Origin of the sequence: Priestia sp. FSL W8-0001 (assembly GCF_038050335.1) — a bacterium.
GTDB lineage: Bacteria > Bacillota > Bacilli > Bacillales > Bacillaceae_H > Priestia > Priestia flexa.
Genome location: NZ_JBBPAL010000001.1, coordinates 3,028,782 through 3,049,173, shown reverse-complemented (window position 1 = coordinate 3,049,173; position 20,392 = coordinate 3,028,782). Strand labels below are relative to the sequence as shown.

General features: G+C 37.6%; 21 protein-coding genes. 19 read left to right on the top strand and 2 right to left on the bottom strand.

The window, feature by feature from the left end; translation table 11 throughout:
* Positions 1-11 precede the first annotated feature (11 nt).
* The 5 genes from MKZ18_RS16130 to MKZ18_RS16110 all read left to right on the top strand — a co-directional run bounded on the left by MKZ18_RS16130 (position 12) and on the right by MKZ18_RS16110 (position 5,250).
* Positions 12-785 (top strand): metallophosphoesterase, encoded by a 774-nt coding sequence (locus tag MKZ18_RS16130; RefSeq protein ID WP_076512190.1) that lies wholly within the window; start codon positions 12-14, stop codon positions 783-785.
* Between the two features lie 108 nt (positions 786-893).
* Positions 894-1,814 carry a MerR family transcriptional regulator gene (locus MKZ18_RS16125; RefSeq protein ID WP_061784717.1) on the top strand — a complete coding sequence of 307 codons (921 nt, stop codon included), beginning with the start codon at positions 894-896 and terminating at the stop codon, positions 1,812-1,814.
* A 122-nt stretch (positions 1,815-1,936) separates the two neighbouring features.
* Positions 1,937-2,542 carry a genetic competence negative regulator gene (locus MKZ18_RS16120; RefSeq protein ID WP_061784716.1) on the top strand — a complete coding sequence of 202 codons (606 nt, stop codon included), beginning with the start codon at positions 1,937-1,939 and terminating at the stop codon, positions 2,540-2,542.
* 312 nt (positions 2,543-2,854) lie between these two features.
* Positions 2,855-4,123, top strand: coding sequence for a Glu/Leu/Phe/Val family dehydrogenase (locus MKZ18_RS16115; RefSeq protein ID WP_174521170.1), 1,269 nt, complete (start codon positions 2,855-2,857; stop codon positions 4,121-4,123).
* 158 nt (positions 4,124-4,281) lie between these two features.
* On the top strand, positions 4,282-5,250 hold the full coding sequence (locus MKZ18_RS16110) for a YpdA family putative bacillithiol disulfide reductase (protein WP_061784714.1): 969 nt from the start codon (positions 4,282-4,284) through the stop codon (positions 5,248-5,250).
* Between the two features lie 30 nt (positions 5,251-5,280).
* Here the strand turns inward: MKZ18_RS16110 and MKZ18_RS16105 are convergent, their stop codons facing one another.
* Positions 5,281-6,252 (bottom strand): asparaginase, encoded by a 972-nt coding sequence (locus MKZ18_RS16105; RefSeq protein ID WP_061784713.1) that lies wholly within the window; start codon positions 6,250-6,252, stop codon positions 5,281-5,283.
* 129 nt (positions 6,253-6,381) lie between these two features.
* On the opposite strand from MKZ18_RS16105, the gene prsW reads away from it, so the two are divergent.
* The 10 genes from prsW to MKZ18_RS16055 all read left to right on the top strand — a co-directional run bounded on the left by prsW (position 6,382) and on the right by MKZ18_RS16055 (position 16,119).
* The gene (gene prsW / locus MKZ18_RS16100; RefSeq protein ID WP_025908365.1) at positions 6,382-7,032 is read left to right on the top strand and encodes a glutamic-type intramembrane protease PrsW; all 651 of its coding nucleotides are present in this window, start codon (positions 6,382-6,384) and stop codon (positions 7,030-7,032) included.
* A 144-nt stretch (positions 7,033-7,176) separates the two neighbouring features.
* Complete coding sequence (sleB, locus tag MKZ18_RS16095) at positions 7,177-8,286, top strand: spore cortex-lytic enzyme (RefSeq protein ID WP_144593745.1); 1,110 nt, start codon at positions 7,177-7,179, stop codon at positions 8,284-8,286.
* A gap of 14 nt (positions 8,287-8,300) precedes the next feature.
* Positions 8,301-9,650: a germination protein YpeB gene (ypeB, locus tag MKZ18_RS16090; protein WP_061784711.1), complete on the top strand. Its 1,350-nt coding sequence runs from the start codon at positions 8,301-8,303 to the stop codon at positions 9,648-9,650.
* Between the two features lie 456 nt (positions 9,651-10,106).
* Positions 10,107-10,757 carry a flagellar brake protein gene (locus tag MKZ18_RS16085; RefSeq protein WP_025908368.1) on the top strand — a complete coding sequence of 217 codons (651 nt, stop codon included), beginning with the start codon at positions 10,107-10,109 and terminating at the stop codon, positions 10,755-10,757.
* Between the two features lie 69 nt (positions 10,758-10,826).
* Positions 10,827-11,003 carry a YpfB family protein gene (locus tag MKZ18_RS16080; RefSeq protein ID WP_160169862.1) on the top strand — a complete coding sequence of 59 codons (177 nt, stop codon included), beginning with the start codon at positions 10,827-10,829 and terminating at the stop codon, positions 11,001-11,003.
* A 120-nt stretch (positions 11,004-11,123) separates the two neighbouring features.
* Positions 11,124-11,804 (top strand): (d)CMP kinase, encoded by a 681-nt coding sequence (gene cmk, locus MKZ18_RS16075; RefSeq protein WP_025908369.1) that lies wholly within the window; start codon positions 11,124-11,126, stop codon positions 11,802-11,804.
* Positions 11,801-12,382, top strand: a complete 582-nt coding sequence (locus MKZ18_RS16070) for a lysophospholipid acyltransferase family protein (RefSeq protein ID WP_210609783.1) — start codon at positions 11,801-11,803, stop codon at positions 12,380-12,382. The genes cmk and MKZ18_RS16070 overlap by 4 nt, the downstream gene beginning before the upstream one ends.
* 162 nt (positions 12,383-12,544) lie before the next feature.
* Positions 12,545-13,681: a 30S ribosomal protein S1 gene (gene rpsA, locus MKZ18_RS16065; RefSeq protein ID WP_061785450.1), complete on the top strand. Its 1,137-nt coding sequence runs from the start codon at positions 12,545-12,547 to the stop codon at positions 13,679-13,681.
* Positions 13,682-13,693: 12 nt separating this feature from the next.
* Positions 13,694-14,743, top strand: coding sequence for a type 2 isopentenyl-diphosphate Delta-isomerase (fni, locus tag MKZ18_RS16060; protein ID WP_025908372.1), 1,050 nt, complete (start codon positions 13,694-13,696; stop codon positions 14,741-14,743).
* Between the two features lie 167 nt (positions 14,744-14,910).
* Positions 14,911-16,119 carry an MFS transporter gene (locus tag MKZ18_RS16055; protein WP_061785451.1) on the top strand — a complete coding sequence of 403 codons (1,209 nt, stop codon included), beginning with the start codon at positions 14,911-14,913 and terminating at the stop codon, positions 16,117-16,119.
* Positions 16,120-16,429: 310 nt separating this feature from the next.
* On the opposite strand, the gene MKZ18_RS16050 is transcribed toward MKZ18_RS16055, so the two are convergent.
* On the bottom strand, positions 16,430-16,567 hold the full coding sequence (locus MKZ18_RS16050) for a YpzI family protein (protein WP_064484030.1): 138 nt from the start codon (positions 16,565-16,567) through the stop codon (positions 16,430-16,432).
* Between the two features lie 119 nt (positions 16,568-16,686).
* Between MKZ18_RS16050 and MKZ18_RS16045 the strand changes: the two genes are divergently transcribed.
* The 4 genes from MKZ18_RS16045 (at position 16,687) to MKZ18_RS16030 (ending at position 20,379) form a co-directional block, all read left to right on the top strand.
* On the top strand, positions 16,687-17,304 hold the full coding sequence (locus tag MKZ18_RS16045) for a YphA family membrane protein (RefSeq protein ID WP_061785452.1): 618 nt from the start codon (positions 16,687-16,689) through the stop codon (positions 17,302-17,304).
* 251 nt (positions 17,305-17,555) lie between these two features.
* A complete protein-coding gene (gene der / locus MKZ18_RS16040) occupies positions 17,556-18,866 on the top strand; it encodes a ribosome biogenesis GTPase Der (RefSeq protein ID WP_061785453.1) in 1,311 nt (436 codons plus the stop codon).
* Positions 18,867-18,883: 17 nt separating this feature from the next.
* Positions 18,884-19,924, top strand: a complete 1,041-nt coding sequence (locus MKZ18_RS16035; protein WP_061785454.1) for an NAD(P)H-dependent glycerol-3-phosphate dehydrogenase — start codon at positions 18,884-18,886, stop codon at positions 19,922-19,924.
* Positions 19,925-20,172: 248 nt separating this feature from the next.
* The gene (locus tag MKZ18_RS16030) at positions 20,173-20,379 is read left to right on the top strand and encodes a DUF2768 domain-containing protein (protein WP_025908377.1); all 207 of its coding nucleotides are present in this window, start codon (positions 20,173-20,175) and stop codon (positions 20,377-20,379) included.
* Positions 20,380-20,392: the final 13 nt, after the last annotated feature.

Here is a 20,392-nt window from a genome sequence, read left to right as displayed (position 1 = left end):
AAGGAGTGAGCATGATTATGATTGTAGGAATTATCGGTGTGTTAGTAGTGGCTGCTATTGTTTTACTTACTTACATGGCCAAAGAGGCACAGCGTACAGTTGTCGAACAAGAACATATTGAAGTGAAGGGTGTTCCAAAGGAATGGCAGTCACTGCGTATTTTCTTTATTTCAGATATACATAAACGTACGGTTACAAAATCCTTAATTGAACAAGTAAAGGGACATATTGATTTTGTTGTTATTGGAGGAGACCTAGCGGAAAAAGGTGTCTCGCCACAACAGATTGAAGCGAATATCAAGCAGTTAAGACAGCTAGGTTCTATTTACTTTGTATGGGGAAATAACGACTATGAAATTAATCAACAGAGTCTAGCTGCTCTTTTCAAAAAGCATGAGGTAGTAGCTTTAAAAAACGAAGCAATTTGTATCGAGAAGGAAGGGGTTTCTTACAATATTGTAGGAGTTGATGACTTGTCAGAAGGGCACTTAAACATTAATCAAGCTTATAACGGTGTAAATCAACAACATTTCACACTGTTGCTTAGCCATAATCCAGATGCAGTCTTTGAAGTGGAAAAACAGCGTGTTGACTTAATGCTTAGCGGTCACACTCATGGTGGACAAATCCGTTTGCTTGGGTTTGGCCCTTATGAATTAGGGGGACTTAAAACGCATAAAGATATAGTTTACTTTGTGAGCAATGGGTATGGAACTACTTCTTTACCTCTTCGTTTGGAAGCCAAAGCCAAGGCGCATGTTCTAACAATTACTAGAGCAAACTAACTTTAAGCGTCTTTTGAACATAGCATATATAGATTTTACACAACGTGTAACTTATCCTATAATGCAAGTAATACGTTATAGTTCACGAAGAGTCGTTGGAGGTTACATATGGCTTCACAAGAAGGAAAGTATAATATTAAAGCCATCTCAAACATGGTCGGAATCCAACCCGGAACGTTGCGTGCATGGGAGCGTCGTTATAAAATATTTAACCCTGTGCGAAACGAGTCGGGTCATCGTTTGTATACAGAGGCAGATTTTAAAAAATTAAAGTGGTTAACAGATAAAGTGAGCAACGGCTTTACTATTAGTCAAGCTGTCTCATTGTTAGAAACAGAGAGCGCAAACATTCACCAAACTGCTGACCAAAGTGAAGTGGAAACACCTCAACGTTTAAAAGATCAAATTTTACATCATTTATTATCTTTTGAAGAAAGTAAAGCACAAGAACTAATCAATCATGCTTTTAGCTTATATTCCGTGGAGCAAGTAGTAATTGATATACTAGGTTCTTTATTAGTTACAGTAGGAGATATGTGGGAAAAAGGTAAGATTACAAGCGCCCATGAACACTATGCTACGCAGTTACTGAAAACAAGAATCAGCATGTTATTTTATTCTCTTCCTTCAAGTGGTTTATTACCAAAAGCCATCGCGGTGTGCGGTCCAAATGAAACGCATGAAGTAGGGCTGCTTGTTTTTACATTGTTCTTGAGAAGAAAAGGGTTTGAAGTTATTTACTTAGGGAGCAGCATTGAAGAAAGAGATATTTATCTCATTTTAAAAGAAGTGAATCCAACCTTCTTCTTTATGTCCTGTACAATGATGGAGAATGCTAAGAAAACCGTTGATTTGGCATGTGATGTGCAAGGAGAGTTTCCACATTTAAAAATTGGTCTTGGTGGCTTTGTTTTTGAAATGTTAGACGGGAAGGATAAGGAAAGAGTTTCTTCGTTTTTATTAGGTAATTCAAAAAACGAATGGAATGAATGGTTAACTGAAAAATTAGCCGAACATCATAATCAATAGGCTTGTTTTTAACTGTGTAAACCTGTAAACTCGTAAGTAAACATCACGAACCGTTTTCTAGAAGGTACATATACTGCATTATCAAACCATGTGGTTATGAGTGCAAGCGGGGAGGGACGCAAATGAGACTTGAGCGTTTAAATTATAATAAGTTAAAAGTCTTTGTCACGTACGATGATTTAAAAGAGCGAGGGCTCACAAAAGAAGATTTGTGGACTGATACATTTAAGGTTAAACAGCTGTTTCGTGAAATGATTGAGCAGGCGTCCAAAGAATTAAATTTTGAACCGACAAGCTCGCTTTCAGTAGAGATTTTTTCCCTTCAAGCTCAGGGGATGGTCGTGTTTGTGACGAAACAAGATAGTCAAGATGAAATGGAAATTATTGATGAACATGAAGATATGTACGAAGAATTTATCGAGATGCAAGTGATGTTGGATGAAAGTCACGATTTATTCTTTGAATTTCAAACGTTTGAAGACGTTATTCAATTGGCAAAACGAATTAATCAATATTATGATATTGAAACTATTCTCTATTCGTTTGAAAATCGGTTTTATGTATTAGTAGGAGAAGAAAAACTGACGATGAAAGAGATCGGGAATATTATAGCGTTGTTAGCGGAATATGGAAGTCCCTCTACAATTACGAAACATCGGGTACAGGAGTATGGAAAGCAGTTAATTCATAATCAAGCTCTTTCGTACATTGCAGATACTTTTTCATAAACTTAGAGCTAAGGTACATTCAAATGTAACAGCTCCTTTTGTTGCTGTGGGTGTTACGTAAACCTACGGCAATAAAGGGAGTTTTTTTTGGATTCATCCCACGCAATTCTATAAGAAATGCTAAAAATTATGAGGATTACACAATTAATTGGAAGCGTTTTCGTTTTGTCCTACAAAATATCATAAAACTTTCATATTTCCCTTTGCATAGCAAAAGTAAGGGTGTATACTATGTCATGAAAGATGCACCAAATTAATGAATTACTAATTTTTTGATCCACTTTAGGAGGTTTACAGATGGTAGCCGACAAAATGCAAGAGAGCAAAAGCAATCGACAAGAACAGAAAAATGATGTGTTAAAATCCACTCAAACGGTCATACATAAGGCGTTGGAGAAATTGGGCTATCCTGAGGAAGTATATGAATTGTTAAAAGAACCGCTTCGCATGATGACAGTGAAAATTCCTGTCAAAATGGATGATGGTTCGGTTAAAATCTTTACAGGTTATCGCGCTCAGCATAACGATGCTGTTGGCCCCACAAAAGGTGGAATTCGCTTTCATCCAAACGTAACCGAAAAAGAAGTAAAAGCTCTTTCTATTTGGATGAGCTTGAAATGTGGAATTGTAGATTTACCTTATGGCGGGGGGAAAGGCGGAATTGTGTGTGACCCTCGTAATATGTCATTTGGAGAATTAGAAAAGTTAAGTCGTGGATATGTAAGAGCAATTAGTCAAGTTGTAGGTCCAACAAAAGATATCCCAGCACCAGACGTATTTACGAATTCGCAAATTATGGCCTGGATGATGGATGAATATAGTCGAATTGATGAATTTAATTCACCAGGTTTTATCACAGGTAAACCGCTTGTATTAGGAGGTTCTCACGGACGTGAAACAGCAACAGCTAAAGGGGTTACAATCTGTATAAGAGAAGCGGCTAAAAAACGTGGAATTGATTTAAAAGGTGCAAGAGTCGTGGTGCAAGGGTTTGGAAATGCTGGAAGCTTTTTAGCGAAATTTATGCATGATGCAGGTGCTAAAATTATCGGTATTTCAGATGCATATGGTGCTTTGCATGACGAGAACGGTTTAGATATTGACTATCTATTAGATCGACGAGATAGTTTTGGTACGGTAACAAAGTTATTTAATACAACAATTAGTAACAAAGAATTATTAGAGCTGGATTGTGATATTCTTGTTCCAGCAGCAATTGAAAACCAAATTACAGAAGAAAATGCTGATAAGATTCGAGCAAGTATTGTTGTGGAAGCAGCAAATGGCCCAACTACGTTAGAAGCAACCCGTATTCTGTCTGAGCGTGGCATCTTGCTTGTGCCTGATGTATTAGCTAGTGCTGGAGGCGTTACGGTTTCTTACTTTGAATGGGTTCAAAACAACCAAGGGTATTATTGGACAGAAGAAGAAGTAGAAGAAAAGCTAGAAAAAGTAATGGTTAAATCATTCAATACTATTTACGAAACGTCGACAACGCGTAAGGTAGATATGCGCTTGGCTGCTTATATGGTAGGCGTGCGCAAAATGGCGGAAGCATCACGTTTTAGAGGCTGGATTTAATAAGTAGAAAGATTTGCGTATTTATAGAAAATCTCCTATCATAAGATAGGAGATTTTTTTGTGCGTAAAGATAATTAATTTAGTTAGTAGGAAAGAATGGAGTTGGAAAAGAGCTTGGTATAACGCTAAAGTTCGTTGGAAGTAAAGGAGTGAGCAGTTTGAAAAAAGAAACAGCAATTATTATCGGAGGGGGACCCTGTGGACTTTCTGCAGCTTTGGAATTGCAGGCGGTCGGCATCAATGCTCTTATAATTGAGAAGGGGAATATTGTAAATGCTATTTATAATTACCCTACCCATCAAACGTTTTTTAGTTCGAGTGAGAAGTTAGAGATTGGAAATGTTCCGTTTATTACAGAAAACAGAAAACCTGTGCGAAATCAAGCTCTTGCGTATTATCGTGAAGTAGTCAAACGCAAAAATCTACGAATTCACTCATTTGAACTTGTAACACATGTACACAAGAACAACCAAGGACAGTTTGTTGTCACCACCTCAAAGGGTGAATACGAAGCAGAGCATGTTATTGTTGCAACTGGCTATTATGATTCACCAAACTATATGAGCGTTCCTGGTGAAAATCTACCGAAAGTCCATCATTATTTTAAAGAGGGGCATCCATACTTTAATCAAGATGTGGTTGTCATTGGCGGAAAAAACTCTAGTGTGGATGCAGCATTGGAACTAGTAAAGGCGGACGCTCGCGTGACGGTAATTTACCGAGGATCAGAGTATTCAAAGAGCGTAAAACCTTGGATTTTACCAGAGTTTGAAGCCTTGGTTCGAAACGGCACCATCGAAATGATTTTTGATGCAGTTGTAACTCGTATTGATGAGCATACGGTAACGTATTCAAATGGAAAAGAAGAAATTACAATTCCAAACGATTTTGTCTTTGCGATGACCGGTTACCATCCAGATCATTCATTCTTAGAGAAAATGGGCATTGAGATTGATTTTGAATCAGGTCGTCCGCTGTTTGACCCTGATACAATGGAAACGAATGTGCAAGGTATTTTTATTGCGGGAGTAATTGCAGCAGGAAATAATGCAAATGAAATTTTTATTGAAAATGGGCGTTTTCATGGAAGGCAAATTGCTGAATATTTAGCAAGTAGACAAACATAAAGGTATTGTGCCTTTATGGTTGTCTTTTTATTAATTATGAAAGATCTCTTGGATTTCTTCTTGGTTTGAAGAGCTTTGAAGAGCAACTAACAGTTTAATTCGGGCTTTTTGGCCGTTTAGTCCATTTGAGAAGATCATGCCTAATTCTTTTAAATGTTTTCCTCCACCTTCGTATCCATATACATCTTGTGCAATCCCATTAAAGCAACGAGATACCAATACAATTGGAATGTTTTTATCCAATAGTTGCTGTAAACCCTGTAAGGTGCGTGGAGGTAAGTTTCCTTGACCAAGAGCTTCAATAATCAAGCCATCAATATGGAAAGATGCCAGTGATTGAAAAAGTTGTTCATCCATACCCGCATAAGCCTTCAGTAAAACGACCTGCTTGTCAATGTTATCTACAGGGTAAAATTCGTGCTCTGTTGGCATATGATGAAAAGATATTTCTTGCTTTGTCACAATACCAATTGGTCCGTATTGAGGGCTTTGAAAGGTAGCTACATTGCTTGTATGTGTTTTAGTCACATTCTTAGCTGTGTGAATTTCATCGTTCATGACAACGAGAACGCCTTTTCCTTTAGCTGCATCACTTGAAGCAACGCGAACTGCAGAAATAAAATTATAAGGCCCGTCTGATCCAATTTCATTGCTAGAGCGCATGGCACCTGTTAATACAATTGGAATATCTGTTTTAGTTGTTAAGTCCAGGAAGTAAGCAGTTTCTTCAAGCGTGTCAGTACCATGTGTAATCACGACGCCATCAATTTGATCGGTCTCAATCTTTTGCTGAATTTTTTTTGCTAACGTAAGCATTTCTTTTGGTGTAATATGGGGCGAAGGTAAATGAAACGCTTCTTCAACAATTACATTTGCTAAGCTAGCGATGAAAGGTGTTGAGTGTTGCAAAGGATTATGATCATCAGGTTTTACTGATCCAGTTTGAGCATCTTCTTTCATTGAAATAGTTCCACCAGTGTGAATGATATAAAGAGTTTTCATAATGACATCCTTTCGTTATCAAATTGTTAAAAGTCTTTGCTACTTTCAATTAGGTAGTAGATAAATGATTTTCTTTCTAACAATAACATGATACGATGGAAAAAAACAGATGAAAAGAGGCGCTGCTTTATGTTGGCGATTTTATCTGCAGGTATTGCGCCTGGACTAGCTTTACTGAGCTTTTTTTATTTAAAAGATGAGTATGAAACTGAACCCATTTCAATGGTCTTAAAAACTTTCATTTTTGGCGCGATGCTTGTGTTGCCGATTATGTTTATCCAATATGTGCTTCAAGAAGAAAATTTACTTCATTCCCCTTTTGTAGAAGCGTTCGTTTCCACTAGTTTCTTGGAAGAATTTTTTAAATGGTTTATTTTATTTTTTACAGTATATCAACACATTGAGTTTGATGAGCATTATGATGGCATTGTATACGGTGTTTCTGTTTCGTTAGGATTTGCTACTGTTGAGAATATTTTTTACTTGTTTGCTAACGGTTTAGAATCAGCAATTGGTCGAGCGATTCTACCGGTTTCTAGCCATGCCTTATTTGGAGTTATTATGGGTTATTACTTAGGAAAAGCAAAATTTTCAAAAGGAAATGAAAAAATAAAATGGACGCTCTATTCAATCGGTACACCATTTTTATTACATGGTATTTATGATTATATTATTATCACCATGGATAATTGGATTTTTATTATTATTCCATTTATGATTTATTTATGGTGGTTGGGATTACGCAAAGTAAAGCAAGCGAAAAAAGTGTTTATTGCCTAATAAAAAGACGTAGCTTCTTCATAAGAAAGCTACTTTTTTTTTTTTTTATTTGAGCAAATTTCTCCTAGCCTGTATAAAAAAACATCCTTTACAAAAAATACTCTTATCATCTTATCACTTACATACGATGTAGGAGGTTATGGAATGTTTTTAATGGGACGAATTACAAAGTATATTTGTTCAGCTTGCGTATGTTCTTTATTAGCAATAACAATGATTAATCCCCAATCTTCATCAGCATTTACCAATCAAGTCATTCAACAGGGTGCAGTAGGGGAAGACGTTATTGAATTGCAGTCTCGCTTACAGTACATCGGCTTTTATAATGGGAAAATTGACGGTGTTTTTGGATGGAGTACGTACTGGGCACTTCGAAATTTCCAGTATGAGTTTGGTATAAAAAAGGTTGATGGATTAGCCGGAGCGCAAACCAAACAAAAGTTAGCAGACGTAACGAAATACTATGAGTATCATGTAAAGACTGAGTTGAAAAAAGGAAATAAATTTACCCATTACGGTGGAGTTCCAATTGATAAACAAAAAGGTTCTTCAGCAAAGTCTAGTCAGAACAATGTACAAAAAAATGCAAAATCACAATCCAAAAGTCAGCAACAACAGCCGACAGGACAACAGTCACGAGGACAGCAGCAATCAGAAGGTAGAAATAATAATCAAGCTACTCCTCAACAAAATCAAACTAACAAAACTGCTACTAATGGAGGCAGTGAACAACAGCCGACAGGTCAACAGTCACGAGGACAGCAGCAATCAGAAGGTAGAAACAATAATCAAGCTACTCCTCAACAAAATCAAACTAACAAAGCTGCTACTAATGGAGGCAGTGAACAACAGCAAGAAAAAGCGCAAAAGCCAACAGCTTTAAATGTTCCAAATGGATTTTCACAAAATGATATACAGCTAATGGCTAATGCTGTATATGGAGAAGCGCGAGGCGAGCCGTATAACGGACAGGTAGCGGTAGCAGCTGTTATTTTAAACCGAGTTAACAGTCCAACATTTCCAAACACAGTAGCAGGCGTTATCTTTGAACCGAGAGCCTTTACTGCTGTAGCAGACGGACAAATTTGGCTAGAACCAGATGAAACGGCAAAAAAAGCTGTATTGGACGCAATTAACGGCTGGGATCCAACTGGTAATGCAATGTATTACTTTAATCCAGATACAGCAACTAGCGCATGGATTTGGTCACGACCGCAAATTAAACAAATCGGTAAACACATTTTCTGTAATTAAGAGAGGTGATAATAATGATTCGAACAATTTTAATTACAATTTTAGCAGTTGGTGTGGTAGGAGTCGGATATTGGGGGTATACAGAGCATCAAGAAAAAGATGCTGTTTTATTACAAGCCGAAAATACGTATCAACGAGCGTTTCATGATTTATCGTACGAGCTTGATTTATTAAATGATAAAATCGGCGGGACATTAGCGATGAGTTCTCGAGATCAATTATCGCCAGCGCTTGCGGAAGTATGGCGTTTAACTTCAGAAGCGCATAGCAATGTAGGACAATTGCCATTAGCGCTGTTACCTTTTAATAAAACGGAAGAGTTCTTATCCGATATTGGCGATTTTGCATACGAGGTAGCTGTTAGAGATCTCAGTAAATCACCGCTTACAGATAAAGAGTATAAGACATTGAACGCTCTGTATGAGAAGTCATCTGAAATTCAGAACGAAATGCGTACAGTTCAGCATTTGGTTATTGACAATAATTTAAGATGGATGGATGTAGAGCTAGCTTTAGCAACAAAAGAAAAGCAGGGTGACAATACCATTATTGATGGCTTGAAAACTGTCGAAAAGAGCATGGATTCCTATGCTGAATCAGACTTAGGTATTACAAATACATCAAACGAAGACGAGAAAAAAGCATTTGGCCAGCTTAAAGGTCGTGAAGTAGATGAAAGAGTTGCCAAAGAAGTAGCACGATCGTTTTTAGATTTAAAAGGAAAAGAAGAAATGCACATTGCGGAAAGTGGTAAGGGGGCTAATTATCCTTTTTACAGCTTAACAATTAAAGACCCTTCAACAAAGAAAGAGATTTATATGGATATTACGAAAAAAGGTGGATATCCGATTTGGGTATTAGAAAACAGAGACGTCAAAAAACAAAATATTAGCCTAAACGAAGCAATGGAAAAAGCCAATAAATTTTTAAAAGATCATCGCTTTGAAAGCCTTGTAATGTCTGAAAGCGCTCAGTACGATAATCTTGGTGTCTTTACATTTGTTGAAGAAACTGAAAGTGGAGTGCGTATTTATCCCGATGCTGTAAAGATGAAAATGGCGTTGGATGATGGAACGGTAGCTGGCTTCTCAGCAAAAGAGTTTTTATTACGACATCGTACACGGGACATTCCTGAACCAACGATTACAAAAGAAGAAGCTAAATCAAAATTAAATCCAAACCTTAAAGTGATGGAAGATCGCTTAGCCATTATTGAAAACGACTTACAGGAAGAAGTATTGTGTTACGAATTTCTTGGTACAATTAATGACGATACGTATCGAATCTTTGTAAATGCAAAAACAGGATTTGAAGAAAAAGTAGATAAATTACAAAACGCTGAACCAATCTATGACGAAGTTTAATCGAAAGAGGCTGGGACATAAGTAATTCAGCTAATGATAAACCTGAACGATTGAGAGTTTCTCACTTTTAATCGTTCAGGTTTTTTGTTGATTGTGAAAACAATGTTGGAAACAGGGTGGAATGGAGCGTAGGACACTCGACTCCTGCGGGAAAGAGAGGGAAAACGGAGATCCCGCAGCGCAGCGAGGAAGCTCAGGTTCCTCCCCGCGGAAAGCGAGTGACCGTAGCGCAATGGAACGAACGTGTTCAGACAAACCAAAAAGATTGGAACAGCTATTGTTCGTCTCTTAGAAGCAATCATTTTGTTATGTCCCAAACTCTTTTTATTTTATATAAGGAATCATGTTATTTATTGGAGGTTAAATGAGTATATAGGGCTAAAAAATATGTTTACAAATTAAGTATATTTTACTATTTTTAGTAGTAGGAATACTAATGAAATTGGGGGCTTTTATATGATTAAAGTTGGAATGCCGCTTAACTTAGAAAGTGAAGAAGATCAAATCACTTATCGATGTAAAGTGGTTGATTGTACAGAACACAAACTGATAATTGATTATCCATTTAACGAAAAGACCAAAAAAACAGCTTTCCTAATGAAGGGAACAAAATTAAACGCCATGTTCGTAGGGGAAGATAAAGCCGTTTATGGATTCTCAACAGAAGTAAAAGATCGAGCAATTAAAGATATACCTGTTATTGAATTAGACTATCCGGGAGACGATTCTTTAGAAGCTGTACAGAGAAGAAATTTCTTTCGAGTTCCCGTAACGCTAACGGTAGTTATGGAGAAATATGGTGAAGCGAAAAACTCCTTGCAGAGCTTTACGAGAGACTTAAGTGCCGGAGGGGTTTGTATTAACCTGTCTGAAAGAAGTGATTTTAAAGTGAATGAAGAAGTTAAGGTAGGCTTATTACTAAAGCATGAAGAGGAAGAGGTAACTCTTGAACTGCAAGGTAAGCTTGTTCGTGTTGAACAGCCAATTAACGAACAGCAAGGGCAGCTATCCGTAGAGTTTTTGAGTCCAAATATAAAAGCAAAACAGCTACTAATGCGCTATACGTTAAAGCGTCAGCTCGAGTTAAGAAGAAAGGGATTGTTATAAAGTAAGTATAAATTAAACCTGTTCGTTCCAAACTAGTATGTAAATACAATAATGGAATGAGAGATTAACATGAAGCGGATTGAAAGCTTATTAGTGAAATTTGTTATTGTTCAGTTCTTCTTTTTGTTTGCTGCTCAGGCTCTTTTATTTTACAGCGAACATACAACCTATTTTTCAAAGGTTATACAGTATGAAGGAGTAGCAAAAAATAATTTCAACAAAATTATTGAAACGTTCGACCAGTAAAGCAGCGATATGATAAAATAGAAACAATGATTAAAAAAGCAGGGGGCAACCTGCTCTTTTTTTTCGTGTAAAAAGAAATTAATGAAAAATATGTTCTTGTTAGCACGTCAAGGAGGATTTATGGAAAAGCGAATTTCAATTGCTATTGATGGACCTGCTGCAGCTGGGAAAAGTACAGTAGCAAAGATTATAGCAGAAAATTTATCATATATTTATGTAGACACAGGTGCGATGTATCGTGCCCTTACGTATCAAGCCCAGCAGCAAGGGGTTAAATTAGAAAGCGAAGAAGCGTTACTTCGTTTATTAAATGAAACAGAGATTGAACTTAAACCTTCTGAAAATGGACAGATTGTTAGTGTGAATGGTAAAGAAGTAACCAACGAGATCCGTTCAGCAGAGGTGACAAATTCAGTATCAATCGTTGCTAAACACCGATCAGTGCGTGAAGAAATGGTCGTTCGACAGCAGAAGTTAGCTCAAAATGGAGGCGTTGTAATGGATGGGCGTGACATTGGTACGCACGTCCTTCCCCATGCAGAAGTGAAAATCTTTTTACTTGCATCAGTGGAAGAGCGGGCTCAGCGTCGTCATGAAGAGAACGTGAGAAAAGGTTTCCCATCTAATCTAGAACAGCATAAAATTGACATTGCTCGTCGAGATAAAATTGATTCAGAGCGTGAAGTCGCGCCTTTGAAAAAAGCAGATGATGCAATTGAAATTGATACAACAGCATTGTCAATTGAAGGTGTCGTTGAAAAAATACTTTCTATTATACATGAAAGGGTTGGAATGCTGTGAGCTTTTATACATTTGCACGTTCAGTAGTACGCGGTATATTAAAACCTGTTTATCGTTATGAAGTAATTGGTACAGAGAATATCCCATCAGAAGGTGGGGTATTGCTGTGCTCAAATCATATTGATAACCTTGATCCCCCTACCGTAGGGATTACATGCCCTCGTCCGATTTCGTTCATGGCCAAAGCAGAGTTGTTTGATGCACCCGTCTTAAAAACCATTTTACCTAAATTAGAAACATTTCCAGTAAAGCGCGGCATGGGAGATCGTGAAGCTCTGCGAAAAGGATTAGGAATTCTAAAAGAAGGAAAAGTGCTTGGCCTTTTCCCTGAAGGAACAAGAAGTAAAGACGGTAAACTAAAAAAAGGGTTAGCGGGAGTAGGTTTTTTTGCACTGCGTTCTACAGCTGATGTTGTACCGTGTGCAATTATTGGTCCATATAAAGCATTTTCTAAAGTGAAAGTAGTGTATGGAAAGCCATTAGATATGTCAGAGTTTAGAGAACGCCGTGCATCTGCTGATGAAGTGACGGAAGCAATTATGAGTGAAATTGCTAAATTGATTGAAAAATACCAATAGTTAATAAGCTTTTCGCTTGACAAAAGATTCTATTTATTAGAAGTTAGTAACAAAGAGAGTTTTTTCTATACAAAAATAGATACAAGGATATATAGTGATAAGAGCTTCGCTGCTTTTTATCTGAAAATATATTGCTGCTAGATATTGAAGGAGGAAAAGACGATGGTAGAAGATATGAATCAAGTAGAAGTAAAAGCATTAGAAGTTGGCGAAACTGTAACTGGAACTGTAACGAAAGTTGAAGATAAGCAAGTTCTAGTTGAAGTTGCCAACAGCAAGCTAGATGGTGTTATTCCAATCAGTGAATTATCAAGTTTACATATTGAAAAAGCAAGTGATGTAATTAAAGAAGGTACAGAGATTCAAGCAAAGGTAATTAAAGTTGAAGAAGAGCTATTAGTCTTGTCTAAGAAAGCAGTCGATGCAGAAAAAGCTTGGGATGATTTAGAAGAAAAACTAAGCACAGGCGAAGTGTTTGAAGCTGTTGTAAAGGAAGTTGTTAAAGGTGGATTAGTAGCAGACATTGGTGTGCGAGGATTTATCCCTGCATCTTTAGTTGAAGCGCATTTTGTTGATGACTTTGCTAGCTATCAAGACCAAACGTTAACGGTTAAAGTCGTAGAACTCGATCGTGAAAAAAATCGTATTATCCTATCACACCGTGCTGTTGTTGAAGAAGAAAACGCGCAAAAGAAACAAACAGCTCTTAGTTCTTTAGCGGAAGGTCAAGTACTGGAAGGAACAGTGCAGCGCTTAACAGACTTTGGAGCTTTTGTTGATGTTGGAGGCGTTGATGGTCTTGTTCACATCTCTCAACTTTCACACGAGCGAGTAGAAAAGCCTTCTGATGTAGTAAAAGAAGGAGATAGCGTAAAGGTAAAAGTACTATCAGTTGATAAAGGAAACGGACGTATTTCTTTATCAATTAAAGATACGCTTGAGGGACCATGGGACAATATTTCTTCAAAGCTTAAACAAGGTGATGTAGTCGATGGAACTGTTCGCCGATTAGTATCGTTTGGAGCTTTTGTCGAGGTATTACCTGGTGTAGAAGGGCTTGTGCACATTTCTCACATTTCTCACAAACATATTGGTACTCCTCATGAAGTATTAACTGAAGGAGAAAAGGTTACAGTAAAGGTATTAGATGTGAGCGAAAGCGAACGTCGAATTTCATTAAGCATTCGTGACCTTGAGGAAGAAGGGCCGGTGGATTATGGTGACTACAATATTCAAGAAGAATCAAAAGGTTTTCAGTTAGGCGACATGATTGGAGATCAATTAAAAAAACTAAAATAATGGTGATGTTTGGTGAGTAGAGCGAAACGAAAAATCGATCACATTCATCATGCGATTCAAACCGGACAACATCGCTTACACGGACTCGACGACATTCAGTTTGTGCATAACAGCTTGCCAGATAAAAGTGTAAAAGATGTCCAGTTAAATACAAAGATTGGCGAACTTTCACTGAGTTCGCCAATTTTTATCAATGCAATGACTGGAGGCGGCGGGTTAGAGACGGAAGAAATTAACCGTTCTCTAGCACGAGTTTCTAGCGCTTGTAATTTAGCGATGGCTGTAGGTTCACAGATGGCTGCGATTAAAAACGAAGAAGAAGAAAAAACATATCGAGTAGTAAGGCAAGAAAACCCAACTGGAATCATCCTTGCTAACCTTGGAAGCGAAGCGACAGTGGATCAGGCAAAGCGGGCTGTTGATATGCTTGAAGCCAATGGGATGCAAATCCACTTGAACGTAATTCAAGAGCTAGTTATGCCAGAAGGAGATCGGGACTTTACGGGAGCTTTAAAGCGCATTGAACAAATTGTGAATGCCTTAGATGTACCTGTTATAGCAAAAGAAGTAGGTTTTGGGATGAGCGCTGCGGCAGCGACTAAACTAAAAGAAGTCGGCGTGAGTATTATTGATGTTGGGGGTTACGGCGGTACGAATTTTTCGAAAATCGAAAATGAGAGGCGTGAGAATCATTTTCATTTTTTTAACGATTGGGGAATTTCAACCGCAGCATCTTTAGCAGAAGTATCACAGAGTGTAGGCGGTATTTCAATTATCGGCTCTGGAGGTATTCAAACAGCAATGGATGTAGCCAAATCGCTCGCTTTAGGTGCTTCAGCAACTGGATTAGCTGGGCGTCTACTGTCTGTTTTAATGGATTCAGGTATAGAAGCTGTTATCGAAGAAGTTTTAGAACTCCATGAAGAATTAAGGTTCATCATGGTTGCATTAGGTACTGGTTCTATTTCAGAGCTTCAGCAAGTTCCGCTTGTTATTACGGGAAAAACTTATGATTGGCTATGTCAGCGACCAGTGTCGATTGAAAAATTTAATAATAGATAGCCAAAACAACAAAACAAGCACACGATACCGTGTGCTTGTTTTGTTGTTTTGAATCGGATTTTTACTATCATAGTAAAAAAAGCAGGCAGAAAACCTGACAACTTGGATGAAATAACAAACGTTTATTATATATAATAGTCTGAAAATACAGAAAAGTAGGTGTGGTTATGAAAAAAGGACATCCTGCACTGACCATTTTTCTATTCTTTTTAGGCTGGGTTTTTATGTATGCAGATCGCAATATTTTATCTCCGGTGATGGGAGATATTGGAGAGCAGTGGGGGCTGACAAAAACAGAGCTCGGGTTAATGGCTACGGTGTTTTTTGCCTCCTATGCAGCTATGCAGATTCCCACGGGCTTTTTAGCAGATCGTTTTGGAAGAGTGAAGGTGCTTGTTATTGGATATATCTTATTTGGGGTAGCAACCTTTTTAACTGGCTTGGCTACGACGTTCGGCATGTTTTTACTAATGCGTGCACTAACTGGCCTTGGAGAAGGTACTTATTATGGATCACAGTACGGTATCTCTTCAAGCATCACTTCAGAAAGATATCGAGGGCTTGTGTCGGCATTGATTAACAGCGGTATGGCATTTGGTATTTCACTAGGTTTTATCGGCTCATCGTATATTACATATACGCTTGATAAAGGATGGCAGTTCACTTTTTATCTTTTTGCTGTACCAACTATAATTGTAGCTATTTTAATTGCACTGTTTGTGGAAGATGGGAGAGCAAAGGAGAGTAAGGTACAAGCAAAAGAAAAAGAACCACTGCGGAAACTATTTACGAAAAACCATATTCTAGTGTACATTTTAATCTTTTGCTCACTTTACGGTTTTTTTGGAATGCTAACATGGCTACCGTATTACCTACAAAGCTCTAGGGGTCTTGAAGCTTCGGAAACAGGTATTATTGCTTCATTAGTACCTTGGGCATCTATTCCTGGAGCCATTTTCTTTGGCTATATGTCCGATCGAATTCAAAATAAAAAAGCATTGATTGTTAGTTTGTCAATTGCTGGGGCACTATGTCAATTTTTAATCCCCTACACAAATAGCTATGTTTGGCTGTTAGTTGGACTCATAGTGTATGGGCTGATTGGGAAATTAGCGTTAGATCCAATCCTCATTTCATACATTGCATCTATTACGCCATCTACAATGTATTCTAAAGTGTATGGATTCTTTAATTTTAGCGGGATGCTTTCATCTATTTTTGCACCATATATCACTGGTTATTTTGCTGATCGCTCAGGAAGCATGGAGTTAGGATTTTATCTATCAGGTGGACTTCTCTTAATTGGAGCGCTACTCTTTTTACTTACAGGACAACAGAAATCTGTTTATTCCGTTTCGAATCCTGTTTTAAAATGAAAATACGAGGCTAGGACATAAGTATTTAAGCCAATATTATATCCAAATTATTGAGGGGTAACCTCTTTTATAGTTTGGCTTTTTTGTTAATTGGAAAACCAATTTAAAAAACTAATGGAATGGAGCGGCGTAGGACAAGTAAATCATGCGGAAACTAGAGGGAAAACTGAGACCCCGCAGTGCGGCGAGGAAGCTCAGACTTCTTTCCGCGGACAGCGAGTGTCTGCAGCGCAATGGAACGGACTGGTTGCTACAACTTAAATTGTTTAGAAACGTCACGATTCGTCTTTGAGAAAGAATCATCAGCCTCTTATCTTTGTCCATTGGTATCTCTCCCTTCTTCAGGGCTTTGTAAACTAGTTGCACCTGGATAATGCAAGCCTTGGTCGCGATCTGATTCAACTCGCTTTGATTTCTTTAGCTTTTTCTCTTGACGGTCTTTTCCCATAATTTTCACCTCCTTATTTAGATTCATTATAGGTTTACCGAAGTTTATGTTTCTATGCTTATGCAAAGGGTTAATTTTTGTAAAACTGATACATAATGAAGAAATAGGGAGTTGAGAAGATGGAAGGTTTTCTATTCTATTGGTTTGCTTGGATTGGATGGGTCATTTCAACATTTTTTTTGCATAAAACGTCTTTACGGTGGAAGGTGTCGATGTTGTTGTTGATAAGCATTATGCTATCAACAACGTCCGTTTGGATAGGTCCATTTTTTGTTAGCTATACTTATCTTTTCTTATTAGTTATGGTGTGTGTAGATATTTCAAGGCTTAAAACTTCAAAGCAATTATACGTATTATTTATTTCACTGATTGTCATGTTTGCTTATGTAGGCTTTTGTTTGTTAGAACTGTATGATCCAGTATGGATTTTTGTGAACCGACAATGGCTGTTAACAGCTATTATTTTATATATTGGTTTTCTTCTAGTAAAAGATGATCACATGCGATGTATCGTTATTTTGCTAGGATTGTTAGGGGGAGATTTTCTATATAGCTTAATAGTCACGAATATCTCAATGCCGCATCCCGTGGGACAGCCAATGCTCCTTGACCTTGTAGCTACTGTACTAATGCTTCTTTTTATTTGGAAAGTTGTGCGGTCCCTTGCATCACAGTTCGATTGGTTGTTAGGAAAATTCCAGCGTCAAAAGCATAGTCCGGTCAAGCCTAATAATTGATTTTCTGAAAAATTTGTTGTTGTGAAGCAGCTTTTTTGATAGAATTGTTTGATTGAGAGAGTACTCTTAATTGTTGCATACATGTAAATAACATATTGACTAGTAGGCAATAATTTGAGGTCATGCATGTTTGCATGACCTCGGTTTTTGAAAATGAATGATCTTATCTATTAAAAATATTCAATTGTGAAACGAATAAGCAAAAGGTTACTATTTATACATAGAACAGATCAAAGAAAGGAAAGATTCGCATGCCAAAACCAATTATTGCGATTGTAGGCCGACCAAATGTTGGGAAGTCAACGATTTTTAATCGAATTGTAGGAGAGCGCGTATCAATTGTTGAAGATATTCCAGGCGTAACGCGCGATCGTATTTATAGCTCAGCAGAGTGGCTTAATATGGACTTTAATATCATTGATACAGGAGGAATTGATATTGGAGATGAGCCGTTTTTAGAGCAAATTAAGCAACAAGCTGAAATTGCTATTGATGAAGCGGACGTTATTATCTTTTTAACAAATGGACGAGATGGTATTACATCAGCTGATGAAGAAGTGGCAAAGATTCTATACAAATCTAAAAAACCTGTTGTATTAGCAGTCAATAAAATTGATAACCCTGAAATGAAAGAATTAATCTATGATTTCTATGCTTTAGGGTATGGAGAGCCATTCCCTATTTCAGGAACGCATGGTTTGGGCTTAGGAGACTTATTAGACGAAGCAGCTAAGCATTTCCCAAAAGATGAAGATGAAGACTATGGAGACGATGTTATTAAGTTTTCTTTGATTGGTCGACCAAATGTTGGGAAATCATCACTTGTAAATGCTGTGCTAGGTGAGGACCGCGTTATTGTAAGTAATATTGCAGGTACGACTCGTGATGCGATTGATACAAAGTTTACAAAAGAAGAACAAGAGTATGTTGTTATTGATACAGCTGGTATGAGAAAGCGCGGTAAAGTATACGAAAGCACAGAGAAATATAGTGTGCTTCGTGCGTTACGAGCGATTGAACGTTCAGATGTTGTCTTAGTTGTATTAAACGCAGAAGAAGGAATTATTGAACAAGATAAAAAGATTGCCGGTTATGCACAAGAAGCAGGTAAGGCAGTTGTTATCGTTATCAATAAGTGGGACACAGTAGAAAAAGACGATAAGACGATGAAAAAGTTTGAAGAAAACGTTCGTGAACATTTCCAATTCCTAACGTATGCGCCAATTGTCTTTTTATCAGCGAAAACAAAAAAACGTACGCATACGCTTTTACCAGTTATTAATATGGTAAATGAAAATCATGCAATGCGTGTCGAAACAAGTATCTTAAACGATGTGATCATGGATGCAGTTGCGATGAACCCAACACCAACACATAACGGTAAACGTCTTAAAATTTATTACGCAACGCAGGTAGCGATTAAACCACCTACTTTCGTTGTGTTTGTAAATGATCCTGAACTACTTCACTTCTCTTATGAGCGTTTCTTAGAAAACAAACTGCGCGCAGCGTTTGGATTTGAAGGAACACCAATTCGAATTATTGCTCGATCACGAAAATAAAAAGGAGTGCAGATAACATGGAGAAAATTGCGGTATTAGGTGCAGGGAGCTGGGGCACAGCTTTGGGCTTTGTATTAGCGGATAATGGTCATGATGTACGTATATGGGGACATCGCCAAGAAATAATTGATGGTATTAATGAAATGCATGAAAATAAAAAATACCTTCCCGGCGTAGAGCTTCCAATGACTATGCGAGGCTACACATCATTAGAAGAAGCAATTCTTGGAGTAGAAACAGTTATTCTAGCTGTTCCAACAAAAGCAATTCGTGAAGTGTTACAAAGCCTTGAAGAGGTTGCGACCAATCCGTTAACAATTGTTCATGTTAGTAAAGGAATTGAACCAGATACGCTGCTTCGCATCTCTGAAATGATTGAACAAGAAATGGAGCCTGCTAAATTACAGGACGTAGTGGTTTTATCTGGACCAAGTCATGCAGAGGAAGTAAGTAGAAGACAGCCTACTACTGTCACTTCGTCTTCTAAGAATATGAAAGCAGCCGAAAAAGTACAAGATTTGTTTAATAATCACCAATATTTTCGCGTATACACAAACCCAGATGTAATAGGGGTAGAAATTGGTGGGGCGTTGAAGAACATTATTGCATTAGCTGCTGGAATTACTGACGGCCTTGGTTATGGTGATAATGCTAAAGCTGCACTTATAACGCGTGGATTAGCAGAAATTGCGCGACTTGGTAGCGTATTAGGTGCAAACCCACTTACGTTTTCAGGATTGACTGGAATCGGTGATTTAATCGTAACGTGTACAAGCGTACATTCAAGAAACTGGCGTGCGGGGAACATGCTAGGCAAAGGTCATAAATTGGAAGAAGTGCTAGATAATATGGGGATGGTAGTAGAAGGTGTTCGGACAACGAAAGCTGCCTACCAGCTAGCTGAAAAATATGATGTAAAAATGCCAATTACCCAAGCGTTATATGATGTGCTGTTTAATGATGTTAGTGCAAAAGCAGCTGTAGATTCTTTAATGTCTCGTACGAAAACTCATGAAATGGAAGATTTAGCGAACATTTTAGGAGAACGAAAGAACTAACTTGCAAAGAAATGTAGAAAAAATAGGCAATTGGTGATGCGTAATCACTTGTAGTTGCATAAAATAACATGTAAATAAAGATGAGTGGAACTCTTCATGGGAATATTTAGTTGTAGCCGAAATAAAGTGCCCCCTTTATTTCGGTTTTTTATTTGGAGTCAATTAATAGAATCCTTAAATTCCCTCTTTTTACACGAAATATGGACCTCCTATGCTATAATGAGAGCAAGAAGGGGAGTGGGTGAGCGGTGTCGCCAGCGTTATTAAAAATGTGGATTTCACTTGGTTCAATTGTATTTATGTTTATTTCTGTGTTTTCTATTTATTTGAGTCGTTACAAAATTAAAAATGTTATATTTAAATATGTACTCGCTTTCATTGCCTATACATTAATGATTATTGCGGGATTCATTATGGTGCTTGTTGTCTTTAGTGGACCAACACCTGGAGCATAACAAAAACTGATAG

Excerpts from the sequence above, each read along its gene's own strand:
- MKZ18_RS16130 (WP_076512190.1), top strand. The coding sequence starts at position 12 with ATGATTATGATTGTAGGAATTATCGGTGTGTTAGTAGTGGCTGCTATT.
- MKZ18_RS16125 (WP_061784717.1), top strand. The coding sequence starts at position 894 with ATGGCTTCACAAGAAGGAAAGTATAATATTAAAGCCATCTCAAACATG.
- MKZ18_RS16120 (WP_061784716.1), top strand. The coding sequence starts at position 1,937 with ATGAGACTTGAGCGTTTAAATTATAATAAGTTAAAAGTCTTTGTCACG.
- MKZ18_RS16115 (WP_174521170.1), top strand. The coding sequence starts at position 2,855 with ATGCAAGAGAGCAAAAGCAATCGACAAGAACAGAAAAATGATGTGTTA.
- MKZ18_RS16105 (WP_061784713.1), bottom strand. The coding sequence starts at position 6,252 with ATGAAAACTCTTTATATCATTCACACTGGTGGAACTATTTCAATGAAA.
- prsW (WP_025908365.1), top strand. The coding sequence starts at position 6,382 with ATGTTGGCGATTTTATCTGCAGGTATTGCGCCTGGACTAGCTTTACTG.
- sleB (WP_144593745.1), top strand. The coding sequence starts at position 7,177 with ATGTTTTTAATGGGACGAATTACAAAGTATATTTGTTCAGCTTGCGTA.
- ypeB (WP_061784711.1), top strand. The coding sequence starts at position 8,301 with ATGATTCGAACAATTTTAATTACAATTTTAGCAGTTGGTGTGGTAGGA.
- MKZ18_RS16085 (WP_025908368.1), top strand. The coding sequence starts at position 10,107 with ATGATTAAAGTTGGAATGCCGCTTAACTTAGAAAGTGAAGAAGATCAA.
- MKZ18_RS16080 (WP_160169862.1), top strand. The coding sequence starts at position 10,827 with ATGAAGCGGATTGAAAGCTTATTAGTGAAATTTGTTATTGTTCAGTTC.
- cmk (WP_025908369.1), top strand. The coding sequence starts at position 11,124 with ATGGAAAAGCGAATTTCAATTGCTATTGATGGACCTGCTGCAGCTGGG.
- rpsA (WP_061785450.1), top strand. The coding sequence starts at position 12,545 with ATGGTAGAAGATATGAATCAAGTAGAAGTAAAAGCATTAGAAGTTGGC.
- MKZ18_RS16055 (WP_061785451.1), top strand. The coding sequence starts at position 14,911 with ATGAAAAAAGGACATCCTGCACTGACCATTTTTCTATTCTTTTTAGGC.
- MKZ18_RS16050 (WP_064484030.1), bottom strand. The coding sequence starts at position 16,567 with ATGGGAAAAGACCGTCAAGAGAAAAAGCTAAAGAAATCAAAGCGAGTT.
- MKZ18_RS16045 (WP_061785452.1), top strand. The coding sequence starts at position 16,687 with ATGGAAGGTTTTCTATTCTATTGGTTTGCTTGGATTGGATGGGTCATT.
- der (WP_061785453.1), top strand. The coding sequence starts at position 17,556 with ATGCCAAAACCAATTATTGCGATTGTAGGCCGACCAAATGTTGGGAAG.
- MKZ18_RS16035 (WP_061785454.1), top strand. The coding sequence starts at position 18,884 with ATGGAGAAAATTGCGGTATTAGGTGCAGGGAGCTGGGGCACAGCTTTG.